Source organism: Comamonas sp. CAH-2 (assembly GCF_009668305.1).
In the GTDB taxonomy this organism is placed as follows: domain Bacteria; phylum Pseudomonadota; class Gammaproteobacteria; order Burkholderiales; family Burkholderiaceae_C; genus Comamonas; species Comamonas aquatica.
On record NZ_VSWF01000004.1, the window covers coordinates 56,929 to 70,318 of the forward strand.

General features: G+C 66.2%; 12 protein-coding genes and 1 riboswitch. Of the genes, 1 reads left to right on the plus strand and 11 read right to left on the minus strand.

Annotated features, from left to right (window positions below):
- Positions 1–32: 32 nt before the first annotated feature.
- The gene (locus tag FYM52_RS04440) at positions 33–1,025 is read right to left on the minus strand and encodes a quinone oxidoreductase (protein ID WP_154163233.1); all 993 of its coding nucleotides are present in this window, start codon (positions 1,023–1,025) and stop codon (positions 33–35) included.
- A gap of 98 nt (positions 1,026–1,123) precedes the next feature.
- On the opposite strand from FYM52_RS04440, the gene FYM52_RS04445 reads away from it, so the two are divergent.
- Positions 1,124–2,035: a DMT family transporter gene (locus FYM52_RS04445; protein ID WP_154163234.1), complete on the plus strand. Its 912-nt coding sequence runs from the start codon at positions 1,124–1,126 to the stop codon at positions 2,033–2,035.
- A gap of 76 nt (positions 2,036–2,111) precedes the next feature.
- Here the strand turns inward: FYM52_RS04445 and FYM52_RS04450 are convergent, their stop codons facing one another.
- From FYM52_RS04450 to FYM52_RS04495, 10 genes are all read right to left on the minus strand, one after another.
- Entirely contained in the window at positions 2,112–2,936 is an 825-nt protein-coding gene (locus FYM52_RS04450) for an SDR family oxidoreductase (RefSeq protein WP_154163235.1), read from the minus strand.
- 20 nt (positions 2,937–2,956) lie between these two features.
- Positions 2,957–3,892: a DMT family transporter gene (locus FYM52_RS04455; RefSeq protein ID WP_162524650.1), complete on the minus strand. Its 936-nt coding sequence runs from the start codon at positions 3,890–3,892 to the stop codon at positions 2,957–2,959.
- A gap of 56 nt (positions 3,893–3,948) precedes the next feature.
- A complete protein-coding gene (locus FYM52_RS04460) occupies positions 3,949–5,262 on the minus strand; it encodes a DUF3422 family protein (protein WP_043380225.1) in 1,314 nt (437 codons plus the stop codon).
- Positions 5,263–5,385: 123 nt separating this feature from the next.
- Positions 5,386–7,125, minus strand: coding sequence for a methyl-accepting chemotaxis protein (locus tag FYM52_RS19095; protein WP_154163236.1), 1,740 nt, complete (start codon positions 7,123–7,125; stop codon positions 5,386–5,388).
- A gap of 138 nt (positions 7,126–7,263) precedes the next feature.
- Positions 7,264–7,354, minus strand: a riboswitch (cyclic di-GMP riboswitch).
- Between the two features lie 119 nt (positions 7,355–7,473).
- Positions 7,474–8,985, minus strand: a complete 1,512-nt coding sequence (locus tag FYM52_RS04470) for a tripartite tricarboxylate transporter permease (RefSeq protein ID WP_045267405.1) — start codon at positions 8,983–8,985, stop codon at positions 7,474–7,476.
- 22 nt (positions 8,986–9,007) lie between these two features.
- Complete coding sequence (locus FYM52_RS04475; RefSeq protein WP_042411623.1) at positions 9,008–9,496, minus strand: tripartite tricarboxylate transporter TctB family protein; 489 nt, start codon at positions 9,494–9,496, stop codon at positions 9,008–9,010.
- A 191-nt stretch (positions 9,497–9,687) separates the two neighbouring features.
- Positions 9,688–11,499 carry a GspE/PulE family protein gene (locus FYM52_RS04480; protein WP_154163237.1) on the minus strand — a complete coding sequence of 604 codons (1,812 nt, stop codon included), beginning with the start codon at positions 11,497–11,499 and terminating at the stop codon, positions 9,688–9,690.
- Positions 11,500–11,565: 66 nt separating this feature from the next.
- On the minus strand, positions 11,566–11,898 hold the full coding sequence (locus FYM52_RS04485; protein ID WP_042411694.1) for a FlxA-like family protein: 333 nt from the start codon (positions 11,896–11,898) through the stop codon (positions 11,566–11,568).
- A 54-nt stretch (positions 11,899–11,952) separates the two neighbouring features.
- Positions 11,953–12,753, minus strand: coding sequence for a spermidine synthase (locus FYM52_RS04490; RefSeq protein WP_042411698.1), 801 nt, complete (start codon positions 12,751–12,753; stop codon positions 11,953–11,955).
- A gap of 3 nt (positions 12,754–12,756) precedes the next feature.
- On the minus strand, positions 12,757–13,320 hold the full coding sequence (locus FYM52_RS04495) for a DNA-deoxyinosine glycosylase (protein WP_238826119.1): 564 nt from the start codon (positions 13,318–13,320) through the stop codon (positions 12,757–12,759).
- Positions 13,321–13,390 lie beyond the last annotated feature (70 nt).

Genomic DNA, 13,390 nt, shown 5'->3' on the forward strand with positions numbered 1-13,390 from the left:
CTCCTCGTGGAACTACCAAGGGCGCCGGCGCCTTACAGGGTCAGGATCGTCGACCCCGTGGTCTGCCGGGCTTCCAGCGCCTCGTGCGCCGCGCGCACTTCTTCGAGGGCGTAACGCTGCGCTATGTGAATCTGCACCTTACCGCTGGCCACCACCTCGAACAAGTCGTCCGCCATGGCCTGTGTGGCATCGCGGCCATGGGCGTAGACAAACACGCTGGGACGTGTCACGTACAGGCCCTTGGGCGCCAGCGCCGCCAGGCTGATGGGGGGCACCGGGCCCGAGGCGTTGCCGAAGGAGACCATCAGGCCGAAGCGGCGCAGGCAGGCCAGCGAACCTTCCCAGGTGTCCTTGCCAACGCTGTCGTAGACCACCTTGACACCCTGGCCCCCGGTGATGGACTGCACCTCGGCGGCAAAGTCCTGGCTGCGGTAATTGATAGCATGCGACGCACCATTGGCAAGGGCCAACTGGCATTTTTCATCGGATCCTGCCGTGGCGATCAGTTGCAGGCCCAGGGCCCGGGCCCACTGGCAGGCGATCAGGCCCACGCCGCCGGCGGCGGCATGGAACAGCACATGGTCGCCGGGCTGCAGGCCCTGGGCGGGCAGGCACTGCTTGAGCAGGTACTGCGCTGTCAGCCCCTTGAGCATCATGGCGGCGCCGGTCTCGAAGCTGATGCTGTCGGGCAGCCGGCAGACCTGGGTGGCCGGCATCACGCGGCGCTCGCAGTAGCTGCCGGGCGGGTTGCTGGCGTAGACCACGCGGTCTCCGACTTGGAGATGGGTCACCCCGTCACCCACGGCCTCCACCACGCCCGCGCCTTCCATGCCCAGCTGCAGCGGCAGGGGCAGCGCGTACAGGCCGGAGCGCTGGTAGACATCGATGAAGTTCAGGCCGATGGCATGGTGGCGCAGCAGGATTTCGCCAGCACCGGGCTGGCCCACGTCGCGCTGCACCAGTTGCAGCACGTCGGGGCCGCCGTGGTGGGTGATCTGGATGGCTTTGCTGGTTGTGGTGGTCATGCGGGGTTGTCTCCTGTATCTGTATGCATGCGGGCAAGACACCCATCGTGCCACGTCCGGGACCCAGGTTTGTGACACATGCGCGCTACCATTGGTCGATGAGTTCCCCATTGACATTCAGCACGGTGGCCATGCTGACGCTGGCTCCGCTGTTCTGGGCGGGCAATGCCATTGTTGGTCGCCTGGTCCATGACCTGATCTCCCCCTTCACCCTGAACCTGCTGCGCTGGTGCCTGGCCTTTGTGCTGCTGCTGCCACTGGCTGGCCAGGTGCTACGCAAGAACAGTGCCATCTGGCAGTGCTGGAAGCAGTACGCCCTGCTGGGCATGCTGGGCATCGGCAGCTACAACGCCCTGCTGTACCTGGCGCTCAAGACCTCCTCGCCGATCAACGTCACCCTGGTCAGCTCCAGCATGCCGATCTGGATGCTGCTCATCGGCCGCCTGTGGTTCGGCACGACGATCGGTGGCCGCCAGGCGGCCGGGGCCGTGCTGTCGGTGCTGGGGGTGGCCGTGGTGCTGAGCCGCGGCGATGCCCAGCAACTGCTGGCCCTGCAGTTGGTGCCCGGCGACTGGTTCATGCTGCTGGCCACCATCGTCTGGTCGCTCTACAGCTGGCTGCTGGCCCGCAGCAGCGCGACCATGCCCGGCCAGGAGGCGGTGCGCGGCCACTGGGCGGCGTTCCTGATGGCGCAGATGGTCTTCGGCATCGCCTGGTCGGCCGTGCTGACCGGCGGTGAAGTGGCCCTGGGCGGCTTCGTGCTGCAGCCCAACGCCACGCTGGCCGCGGCCATGCTGTTCATCGTGCTGGGGCCGGCCATCCTGGCCTACCGCTTCTGGGGCGAGGGGGTCAAGCGCGCCGGCCCCGCCACCGCCGGCTTTTTTGCCAACCTGATTCCGCTGTTCACGGCCCTGCTGTCCATCCCCGTGCTGGGCGAGGTGCCGCAGCTCTACCACGCCGTGGCCTTCGTGCTGATCGTGGGCGGCATCGTGGTGTCCTCGCGCCGCTAGCCCGTGGCCACCCCGGCCCTGCGCACAAAAAAAGCAGCCTGCGGGCTGCTTTTTGTTGGGAGGGCGTGATGCCGGCTCAGTAGGTGCCGGGGTACAGGCCACCGTCGGGCAGGATGTTCTGCCCCGTCATGTAGCCCGCCTGCACGCTGCACAGGAAGGCGCAGATGGCGCCGAACTCCTCGGCCGTACCAAAGCGCTTGGCCGGGATCTGCGCGGCCTGCGACTGGCGGATGGCCGCCAGGTCCTTGCCGGTCTTGGTGGCCGCGGCCTGGTGGGTGGCAGCCAGGCGGTCGGTGTCGAACTTGCCGGGCAGGATGCTGTTGATGGTCACGCCCTGGGCGGCAATGCCCGAGCGCGCCAGGCCCGCGACAAAACCGGTCAGGCCGCTGCGCGCGCCGTTGGACAGGCCCAGGATGTCGATGGGCGCCTTGACCGCGCTGGAGGTGATGTTGACGATGCGGCCAAAACCGCGCGCGGCCATGCCGTCCACCGTGGCCTTGATCAGCTCGATGGGGGTCAGCATGTTGGCGTCCACGGCCTTGATCCAGGCGTCGCGGTCCCAGTCGCGGAAGTCGCCAGGGGGCGGGCCACCGGCATTCGTGACCAGGATGTCGAAATCCCGGCCCGGGCCACCGGCCACGCTGAACACGGCCGCGCGCCCCTCGGCGCTGGTGATGTCGCAGGCCACGGCCAGCACTTGGGCCGCTGGTTGGCCGCTGGCCTTTGCACGCTCTGCGCCAATTGCTCTCAATTGTGCAGCAGCCTCCTGCAGCGGTCCGTCGGTGCGCGCGTTGATGACCACGTGCACGCCTTCCTGCACCAGGGCCTTGGCGCAGCCGAAACCCAGGCCCTTGCTGGCCCCGCACACCAGGGCCCATTTACCTTGAATGCCCAAATCCATGTTGTTTGCTCCTTCGCGTTTTACTTCGTCATGCCGGGCTTCTTGGCCCAGCGCGTGAACACAAAAATCCCCACCATCACCAGGCTGGTGCCGGCCACCATCCAGGCATTGAGCTGTTCGTCCAGCAGCCACACGCCCATCAGGATGGTGGACAGCGGGCCGATCATGCCGGTCTGCGCTGTCATGCCGGCGCCGATGCGCTCAATGGCCATCATCACCATCAGCACCGGGGCCACGGTGCAGGCCGTGGAGTTGAGCAGCGACAGCCACAGCACCTGCGGCGCGACCTGCATGGCCGACAGCGGGTGGGTCAGCAGGAACTGCGCGATGCAAAAGAAGCACGCCACGCTGGACGCCAGCCCGACCAGCCGCAGTGCGCCCAGGCGCTTGACCATCTCACCGCTGTAGACCATGTAGATGGCGTAGCTGATGGCGCTGCCCAGCACCAGCAGGCTGCCCAGCACGACATCCGTGCCCTGGGCGCCAACCTCGTGGCCGAAGACCAGCAGCACGCCGCAGTAGCTCAGCAGCATGCCCGCGCACTGGCCCCAGGTGATGCCGCGCTGGTAGACCACCCAGCCAAAGATCACCACCAGCGTCGGGTTGAGGTACAGGATCAGCCGCTCCAGCGCCGCCGTGATGTAGGCCAGCCCGGCAAAGTCCAGGTAGCTGGCCAGGTAGTAGCCCGAGAAGCCCAGGCCCAGCACGCCCAGCCAGTCCTTGCGCGTCAGCGGCGGCTGGCCGCGCCCGGCCCACCAGGCCATGAGCAGGAACACCGGCAGCGCAAACAGCATGCGGTACATCAGCAGCGTGACGGCATCCACACCGTAGCGGTAGGCCAGCTTGACGATGATGGCCTTGCCGCTGAAGGCAATCGCCCCCAGCAGGGCCAGCGTCAGCCCCAGCGCTACGCCTTTTTGAGCGCCATGCGCTGGCAAATCAACACTTTCAGACACTTTTAACCTTCAAAACCAATGCGCAGCAGCGCCAGGCGCTACTTTTTTATGCAATTTCAATGCTTGTCACCGAACAGGCGGTGGTGCAGCCGGCGCAGCGACCACCACACGCTGAGCGCCACCACGGGGATGGCGGCGGCGGCCGTCAGCTCGGGCGACAGCGGCCAGCCCAGCTTCTGCGCGCCCTTGCTCAGGTAGGCAATCAGGCCGGTGATGTAGTAGGTGATGGCAGCGACCGACAGCCCCTCCACCGTGGACTGCAGCTTCAGCTGCATGCCCTGGCGGTGGTTCATGGCCTCCAGCACCAGCTGGTTGCTTTGCTGCTGCTCGATCTCCACGCGCGTGCGCAGCAGGTTGCTGACGCGCGAGACGCGTTCGGACAGCGCGTTCTGGCGGCGCGAGGCCCACTCGCAGGTGCTGCGCGCGGGCGACAGGCGGCGTTCCATGAATTCACGGATGGTCAGCAGGCCCGACAGGCGCTCTTCCTGCAGGTCGTGGATGCGGCGGTCCACCAGTTCAAAATAGGCCTTGCTGGCCGAAAAGCGCGAGTGCGTGGCGGCGTATTCGCTCTCCACCTCGCCGGCCAGGCGCGTCAGCCGGTCCAGCAGCAGGGGCTCCTCGTCGCGCTGCGCCTCGCGGATGGCCTTGGCCAGATCGGCCAGTTCCTTTTCCACCGTGCCCAGCACCACCGCCGCCTTGCGCGCGGCGGGCAGGCCCAGCAGCGCCGCCATGCGGTAGGTCTCGATCTCCAGCACGCGCTGCACCAGCCGCCCCAGGCGGCGGGCGCTGACGCTGTCCGAAGGCTTGACCAGGATGCGCGAGTAGCCATCGGCATGGATGGCAAAGTCCGTGCACACCTCGGTGTGGCCCAGGTGCACCGTGGCACCGGCCAGGGTGTCGTCATTGAGCATCTGCTGCACCAGGTGCTTGATGCCCTGGCCCTCGCACTGCGGGTCCTTCACGATCCACAGGTGCACGCTGCTCAGGCACTGGCCCGGCAGGTCCTTGAGCCACTGCTGGGGCACCTCTTCCATCGCTGTCTGGGGGCTGCGGGCATTCAGCACCGCCTCGGTCGGCATGGGCACCATGAAGGTCCAGGTGACGAACTCGGTGTGCAGCTCCCAGCGCAGGCGGAACGCGCCGAAATCCATGCGCAGGTGGGTGCAATCGGCATCCGGCCCGGTGCGGTGGTGGTTGTGCATCAGGGTCGCCAGGTGGGCACGGCTGGCCTCGCGCTGGGCGGGGTCGGTCAGCATCACCAGGTGCGCAATCGCAGCGGGGCCTTGCACCGGCTCCGCCGGGCGGGCATGCACTTCGTTGTGCAGCAAGGCACGCAAGGGGTGTTGGGAAGGCTGGGGCAGAACAGGCATGAAACGGTGCAGGGCAGCAGCAAACAAGCGCTTATTGTGGGGCTTTCCCCAGGCGTGCGGCGGCGCAAACCAAGTAGCCCCGCATCGCGGGGCGCCCTGCAGGCCGCGCACGGGGCTGCAGCGTCAGAAGGTTTCCCAGTCGTCGTCCGGGCTGGCGGCCGGCTTGGCCGACGCCACCGCGCGCGGTGCCGCCACGGCCTTGGGTGCGGCCGGCGCACGAACGGTGGGTGCGGGCGCCACGGGCGCACGCGCGACCACCTGGGGCGCCGGCGTGGACGTGGGCGGAGGTGCAGTCATGGCCTGCCCCGCCGCGGTCGAAGCCCCGACCTGGAAGACCGCCATGGTCTGCATCAACCGCTGGGCCTGCTCGTGCATCGCCTTGGCCGCGGCGCTGGACTCTTCCACCAGGGCGGCGTTCTGCTGGGTCATCTGGTCCAGGTTGCTGACCGCCTGGTTGACCTGGCCAAAGCCGTCACGCTGTTCGTTCGCAGCGGCCGTGATCTCGCCGATCAGATCCGTCACGCGGCGCACGCTGGCCACGATCTCCTGCATGCTCTGGCCGGCCTGTCCCACCTGGTCCGCCCCCACTGCCACCGTGCCGACGCTGGCTTCGATCAGGCCCTTGATTTCCTTGGCCGCCTCGGCGCTGCGCTGCGCCAGGGTGCGCACCTCGCCAGCCACCACGGCAAAGCCGCGGCCCTGCTCGCCGGCCCGCGCGGCTTCGACGGCGGCATTCAGCGCCAGGATGTTGGTCTGGAAGGCGATGCCATCGATGACGCCGATGATGTCGCCGATCTTGCGGCTGGAGGCATGGATCTGGTCCATGCTGTGCACCACCTGCTGCACCACCGCACCGCCGCGCTCGGCGGCCTGCACCGCCGTGGCCGCCAGCTGGTTGGCCTGGCGCGAGGTGTCGGCCGACTGGTGCACCGTGGCCGTCAGCTGCTCGATGCTGGCGGCGGTCTGCTCCAGGTTGGCCGCCGTCTGCTCGGTGCGGGTCGACAGGTCTGCATTGCCCTTGGCGATTTCCGCCGCGGCGTCGGACACCTCGCCCACACCGCTGCGCACTTCGGACACCACCTGGCGCAGGCGCTCGGCCATCGCGTCCAGGGCATTCATCAGGTGGCCGAACTCGTCGCACCGATCGGTCTTGGCCGCCACGTTCAGGTCCCCGCCACCGATGGTGGCGGTCAGTTGCACGGCCTGCTGCAGCGGGCGGGTGATGTTCACCACCAGCCAGCGCGCCATCACCACCGCGACCAGCAACAACAGGCCTGCCACGCCCCAGCCGACCATGACGCTGCGCTGGCGGCGGGCCTCGGCACGCTGCGTGACCACGTCCAGCTGGTCAATCTGGTACTGCACGAACTCATCGAACGCCTGCGAGTACTTCACGCCCATGGCGGCATAGTCCCCGAAGGCGAAATTGGCACGGGCGTTGTAGTCGTCCAGGTCCAGGTTCTGCTCGGTCTCGGCACGCCGGGTCTGCACCGCGTCGCGCGCCTGCAGGACGCGCGCAAATTGCGCCCGGTCGGCCTCGTCGTGCAGGGCGGCCTCCATGGCTTGCAAGGCTTCGGTGGCGGCCACCCGCCGTTGCTCGAAGCGCTTTTCCAGCTCGATCTGCAAGCGGTTCTCGTTGGTGGCGAACTGCGCGATGCCCAGCTCCAGCCCGGTCATGGCCGCGCCGCGCATGTGCTGGGCCAGCGCAATCTTGCGCTCGATCTGCTGCACGTCTTCGCGTGCCTGTTCCAGGGCCTGCTCGGTATTGCTGCGCACCCACAGGTTGGACAGCATCATCACGACCAGCAAACCCAGGATGGTGGCCCACAGCTTGGGGGCCACACGCACGTTGTTCAAATTCATAGTTTTGGCTTCTCTTGTTCCGGCGGTCCGCCCACATGGGGACCTTGCAGCGTGGAACCAAGCGCTCACCGCGCCAGACAGCCCTTGCAGCTGTTGGCAACCATGCGGTGCGGGATGGGCGCGCCCATCCATCGGAGTGTTTGCAGCCCGGCGACCGTTGCGCAGCGACTGCGCGGCAGGCCCGTAGCTTTGCGACCCTGGTTTTCACACAGGTGAGCCCTCGGAGCGCCGATTATTCCGTAACTATTTTTTACAAACAGTGCGACCAACAATACCGGCATGGCCATCCGGGATAAAAAAAGCGCCCCGCAGGGCGCTTTTTGAAGGGACACACACACAGGGTGTGCGTCACTCTTCCACGAAGGCTTCTTCGCGCTTGTTCTTCACCGCGGGCAGCGTCACGATGATCAGCAGGATCACCGCCAGCGCCAGCATCACGGCCGAGATGGGGCGGGTCACGAACACGGACCAGTCACCACGCGACAGCAGCAGGGCGCGGCGCAGGTTTTCTTCCATCATCGGGCCCAGGATGAAGCCCAGCAGCAGGGGTGCAGGCTCGGTGCCCAGCTTGTAGAACACATAGCCGATGAAACCGAAGATACCCACCAGCCACACGTCGAACTCGGAGTTCTTGGTGCCGTACACGCCCACCGCGCAGAACAGCACGATGGCGGGGAACAGCCAGCGGTAAGGCACGGACAGCAGCTTGATCCACATGCCGATCATCGGCAGGTTCAAGATGATCAGCATCGCGTTACCCAGCCACATCGAGGCGATCAGGCCCCAGAACAGTTCGGGGTTGCTGGTCATCACCTGGGGACCAGGCTGGATGTTGTGAATGGTCATCGCACCCACCATCAGCGCCATCACGGCGTTGGGGGGAATACCCAGGGTCAGCAGGGGAATGAACGAGGTCTGCGAGCCGGCGTTGTTGGCCGACTCAGGTGCCGTCACGCCACGGATGTTGCCTTGGCCGAAGGGCACTTCGCCAGGACGCAGCTTGGTCTTCTTTTCGATGGTGTACGAAGCGAAGGCCGACAGCATGGCGCCACCGCCGGGCAGGATGCCCAGGGCCGAACCCAGGACCGTACCGCGCACCATGGCAGGGAACATCAGCTTCAGGTCTTGCTTGGTGGGCATCAGACCCTTGACCTTGGCCGTAAAGATTTCACGTTCGTCTTCAGGCTTGGACAGATTGGCAATGATTTCGCCATAACCGAACACACCCATGGCGATCACGACGAAGTCGATGCCGTCGGTCATTTCGGGGATGTCGAAGCTGTAACGCGCCACACCGGAGTTCACGTCGGTACCGACCATGCCCAGCAGCAGGCCCAGCACGATCATGCCCACAGCCTTCAGCAGCGAACCCGAAGCCAGCACCACGGCGCCGATCAGGCCCAGCACCATCAGCGAGAAGTACTCGGCAGGGCCAAACATGAAGGCCACTTCGGTCAGTGGGGGGGCAAAGGCAGCCAGGATGATGGTGCCCACGCAACCGGCGAAGAACGAGCCGATGCCCGCAGCCGCCAGCGCCGGACCGGCACGGCCCTTGCGGGCCATCTGGTAGCCGTCGATCATCGTCACCACGGACGAGGATTCACCCGGCAGGTTCACCAGGATCGCAGTGGTCGAGCCGCCATACTGTGCACCATAATAAATACCGGCCAGCATGATCAGCGCAGCCACGGGAGGCAGCGAATAGGTTGCGGGCAGCAGCATCGCGATCGTTGCGACGGGGCCCAGGCCGGGCAAGATGCCGATCAGCGTACCCAAGATACAGCCGATCAGGCAGTAGATCAGGTTCTGCGCTGTGAAGGCAACGCTGAAGCCCAATGACAGGTGTTCAATCAATTCCACGATTCAAATCTCCTGCTGGCAATTAACCAACGATGAAGGAAGGCCACACGGGGAACTGCAGGCTCAGTGCCCAGACGAACACCGCGTAGCTGCCCACGGCCAGCACCGTTGCCAAGATCAAGCATTCCTTGAAGTTGGCTTCCTTGCGGGCATAGCTGGCGATCAGGACCAGGGCGTAGATCGCCACGATCAGACCGAAGCCGGGGATGCCCAGGGCAGGCACGCCCACCAGCAAAATGCCGAAGGCAAAGTTGGCGGCCAGGATGAAGAAGACTTGGCGCCAGGCCCACTTGCCCACCGGGTCTCCGTCGCCAGGGCCAGACAGCGTGGCCTTGAACGCGATGACCAGGCCGATCAGGGACAGCATCACGCCCAGAATCAGCGGAAAGTAGCCAGGGCCCATGCGGGCACCGGTGCCGATGTTGTAATCGGTCGCACCGATGGCGAAGGCACCACCGACCACCAAATACATCAGCCCGGCGAAAAAGTCTTTGTGACTCTTGATTTTCACGAAACGTCTCCCATGAGAGGATTTACGACCGGTGGATTCTGTAAGGAAAGTGAAGGTGAATTCATGTGGATTCCACCTACAGCACGCGTTTTTTTGCCTGCAGAATCAAGCACTTTTCTACGCGTTTACCCCTATTCCACAGCCCCTCCGGGCACGTTCCGCAAGGTCGGGCAGCCGGCCTGGACCCACCCCTAGCGCAGGGGGGGCGTGGCCGCCATCACCTCGGCCAGCGTGGTCACCCCTTCAGCCACGCGCAGGGCGCCCGACAAACGCAGCGGGCGCATGCCATCCTGCACGGCCTGGCGCCGCAGCACATCCATGGATGGACTGTGGTTCATGTGCTGGTGCAGGGCTTCGCTGCTGAGCAGCAGTTCGTACAGGCCCATGCGGCCTTTGAAGCCCGTCATGCGGCAGGCTTCGCAGCCCACCGGCTGGTAGGGCTGGAAACCGCCCGTGAGCTTCCAGGGGCTCATCATCTCGGCGACCATCTCGCGCGTGGTCTGCGTGTCGGGTTCCTTGCACTGCGGGCACAGCACACGCACCAGGCGCTGTGCCAGCACCCCCAGCAAGGTGGCGTTGAGCAGGTAGGGCGGCACGCCCAACTCCATCAGGCGGCTCACGGCGCTGGGGGCGTCGTTGGTGTGCAGGGTCGAGAACACCAGGTGCCCGGTGAGCGCGGCCTGCACCGCCATCTCGGCGGTGGCCGTGTCCCGGATCTCGCCGACCATGATGATGTCCGGGTCCTGGCGCATCAGCGCCCGCAGCCCTTCGGTGAAGCCGAAATCCAGCTGCGGCTGCACCTGGGTCTGGTTGAAGGCCGGCTCGATCATTTCGATCGGGTCTTCCACCGTGCTGACGTTGACCTCCTCGGTCGCCACGCGCTTGAGCGTGGAGTACAGCGTGGTGGTCTTGCCCGATCCCGTGGGACCGGTGACCAGGATGATGCCGTGGGGCCGTTGCACCAGCGACTCCCAGCGCGCAGCATCGTGGGGCGTGAAGCCCAGCTGATCGAGCTGCTTGACGGTGTTATCCGGGTCGAAGATGCGCATCACCATCTTCTCGCCGAAGGCCGTCGGCAAGGTGGACAGGCGCATTTCCACCTCTTCGCCACGCGGATTGCGGGTCTTGATGCGACCGTCCTGCGGCCGGCGCTTCTCGACCACGTCCATGCGCCCCAGCAGCTTGACGCGGGCCAGCATGGCATTGAGCACGCCCATGGGCATGCGGTAGACGGAGTGCAGCACCCCGTCGATGCGAAAACGGATCACGCCCTGCTCGCGCCGGGGCTCCAGGTGGATGTCGCTGGCGCGCTGGTCGAAGGCGTACTGCCACAGCCAGTCCACCACGCGGATCACCCCGGTGTCGTTGGCATCGAGCTGCTTGTTGCTGCGCCCCAGCTCCACCAGTTGCTCGAAGCTGGCCGCGGCCGACGCCCCGCCGCTGCGCTGCGCCGAACGCACCGAGTTGGCCAGGGCAAAGAACTCCGCCGTGTAGCGCTGGATGTCCGCCGGATTGGCCATCACACGGCGCACGTTCTTGCGGGTCTGGCGCTCCACCTCGGCCACCCAGTGCTGCACAAAGGGCTCGGCCGTGGCGATCACGATCTCGCTGTGTCCAACCTGCACCGGCAACACCTTGTGCCGCTGCGCATAGGGCGCGCTCATGGCCTCGCCCACGCGCCCCACATCCACCTTCAGCGGATCGATGCGCTGGTAGCCCATGCCAGTGCTGGCCGCGACAAAGGCCGTCAGGCTCTCCAGGTCCAGCGGCACCCCGTCGCTGGCCCGCGTGACGCCCACGCTGGCCAGGCGGATCAGGGGGTGCTGACTGCTCTCGGCCGTGGCGCAGCGCGCATGCACGCGCTCGGCCTCGGCAGCGTCGATCACGCCATCCTCGCGCAGCCACTGCAGCACCAGCCGCCACTCCAGGGCACAGCCGCTGTGGGGGCCGTCCACGGCGCGCAAGGACAAGGAAGAGGCGGAAGGGGCTAGGGATGCGTTCATGGCGTGCCAGGAAGTCGGTCGTCAACGGACATTGTGCCGCCTTGGCCCACTCTGGGGCCGGTCCACTCAGGCGTAGGTATCGACCTGGACGCCCAGTGGGCTGTAGTTGGGGCGTTCCTCGGTGCCCTCGGCAACCTGCGGGGAACTGGCCTTACCCGCCGACTTTTGCTGCGCCTGCTGTTGCTGCAAAGCCTGGATCTGCGCCTGGATGGCCTGGATCTGGGCCTGCAGCATCTTCGCGGTCTGCACCTTCAGCTTGGCCTCCATGTCGGAGTTGGCCGTGTCCTTGAGCTTCTGGGTCAGCTCCTTGAGCTTGCCCTGCAACTTGGCGATCTGGCTGGACACATTGGATGCACTGGTGGCAGCTCCCGGGCTGCTGGAGATGGCGGAAACAGACATATCGGACACCGTAGAAACAAAAAGAAAGCGACCAGTGTAGGTCTTTCGCCGGCCTTAGTCTGCGGACAGATCCGCCGCTGGCTCGATGCGCTTGAACACCTTGAGCCACTTGGTCGCCGGCAGGCCCCAGCGCGCCTGCACGGCCTCGGCCCGGGCCTGCAGCTCCTCGCGCGCCAGCGGTGTGGCCACGCGCTGCGCCAGCACGATGGTGTTGCCCTCGCGCGTCGGTCGGAAGGCCCAGACATGGCCTGCGCCGAAGGCCTCGGTGATCTTGTCCAGGCTGCGCTGGTAGCTGGAGGCCCGACCGAACAGGTTCACCGTCATGCTGCCCTCGGGGGTGAGCATGGCGCGGCAGTCGGCATAGAACTCCACGCTGTCCAGCACCGGTGCGGCCGCGTTGTGGTCGTACAGGTCCACCTGCAGGGCATCGACCGCGCCTTGCCAGCGCGGCTGGAGGATCTCCAGCGAGGCATCGCCCAGCACCACCTCCAGCATGTCGTTGTCCGGCGGCAGCTTGAACCAGCTGCGGCAGATGTTGACCACCAGCGGATTGATCTCGATCGCGGCGGTGCGCATCTTGAGCTTCTTGTAGTGGAACTTGGTCAGCGCGGCCGCGCCCAGGCCCAACTGCACAGCGCGGCGCTCGGCCACGCTGTCGGGGTCGACGAACAGCAGCCAGGCCATCATGCGCTGCACGTATTCCAGGTCGATCTCGAACGGCTCCTTGAGCTTCATCGAGCCCTGCACCCAGGGCGTACCCAGATGCAGGTAGCGGGCCACGCCATCGTCCGAGACGCTGACCTGGGGCAGGCCGTCGTCGCCCGATGTGCTGGAGTTCTTCTTGCGTGCTGCCACGGTTCAATCGTCTTTCTGTAAAAGGCCCGCCGCCTGCATCACCGCGCGCCACGCGGCCAGCTTGCGCTCGAAGCTCCACGCGGCGTTCGCCGGGCTGGTCGAGGGCAACTGGTACACCTGCAGCCCCAGGCCGGCAAGCTGGCGGGCGTGCTTGTAGCTCTCGCCGCCGTTGTGCGCCACGGCCTGCAACTGCGGGCACACGGCGCGCAGGGCCGCAAAGTCGTTGACCTGCGGCACGCGAATGGCGCTGTCCAGGCTGCCGCGGCGCTCACAACTGTCGTACACATCCCACAGCCCCAGGCCCCGCGCCAGCAGCCATTCGCAGCGCGCGCCATAGGCGTCCCGCCCGGGCTGAGGCACGGTGGGCCACAGCGCAGCCAGGAGGGGCCAGAACTTGTTCTGCGGGTGGGCGTAGTACTGCTGCGCCTGCAGCGAGGCCACACCGGGAAAGCTGCCCAGGATCACCAGTCGCGTGCGGCCGTCGGCCACGGGGGCCAGCCCCTGCAGGCGGTCGTTGGGAGAGCAAGGCATCACGGACATGGCGCCCGATTGTGCGGCCAAATGCATGGCGGTGTGCCCTGCACAGGATTAGAAAACATAGCTGGCTGCGCAGAATTGGCGAGGGCTGAAGGCATAA

Excerpts from the sequence above, each read along its gene's own strand:
- FYM52_RS04440 (WP_154163233.1), bottom strand. The coding sequence starts at position 1,025 with ATGACCACCACAACCAGCAAAGCCATCCAGATCACCCACCACGGCGGC.
- FYM52_RS04445 (WP_154163234.1), top strand. The coding sequence starts at position 1,124 with ATGAGTTCCCCATTGACATTCAGCACGGTGGCCATGCTGACGCTGGCT.
- FYM52_RS04450 (WP_154163235.1), bottom strand. The coding sequence starts at position 2,936 with ATGGATTTGGGCATTCAAGGTAAATGGGCCCTGGTGTGCGGGGCCAGC.
- FYM52_RS04460 (WP_043380225.1), bottom strand. The coding sequence starts at position 5,262 with ATGCCTGTTCTGCCCCAGCCTTCCCAACACCCCTTGCGTGCCTTGCTG.
- FYM52_RS19095 (WP_154163236.1), bottom strand. The coding sequence starts at position 7,125 with ATGAATTTGAACAACGTGCGTGTGGCCCCCAAGCTGTGGGCCACCATC.
- FYM52_RS04480 (WP_154163237.1), bottom strand. The coding sequence starts at position 11,499 with ATGAACGCATCCCTAGCCCCTTCCGCCTCTTCCTTGTCCTTGCGCGCC.
- FYM52_RS04485 (WP_042411694.1), bottom strand. The coding sequence starts at position 11,898 with ATGTCTGTTTCCGCCATCTCCAGCAGCCCGGGAGCTGCCACCAGTGCA.
- FYM52_RS04495 (WP_238826119.1), bottom strand. The coding sequence starts at position 13,320 with ATGCATTTGGCCGCACAATCGGGCGCCATGTCCGTGATGCCTTGCTCT.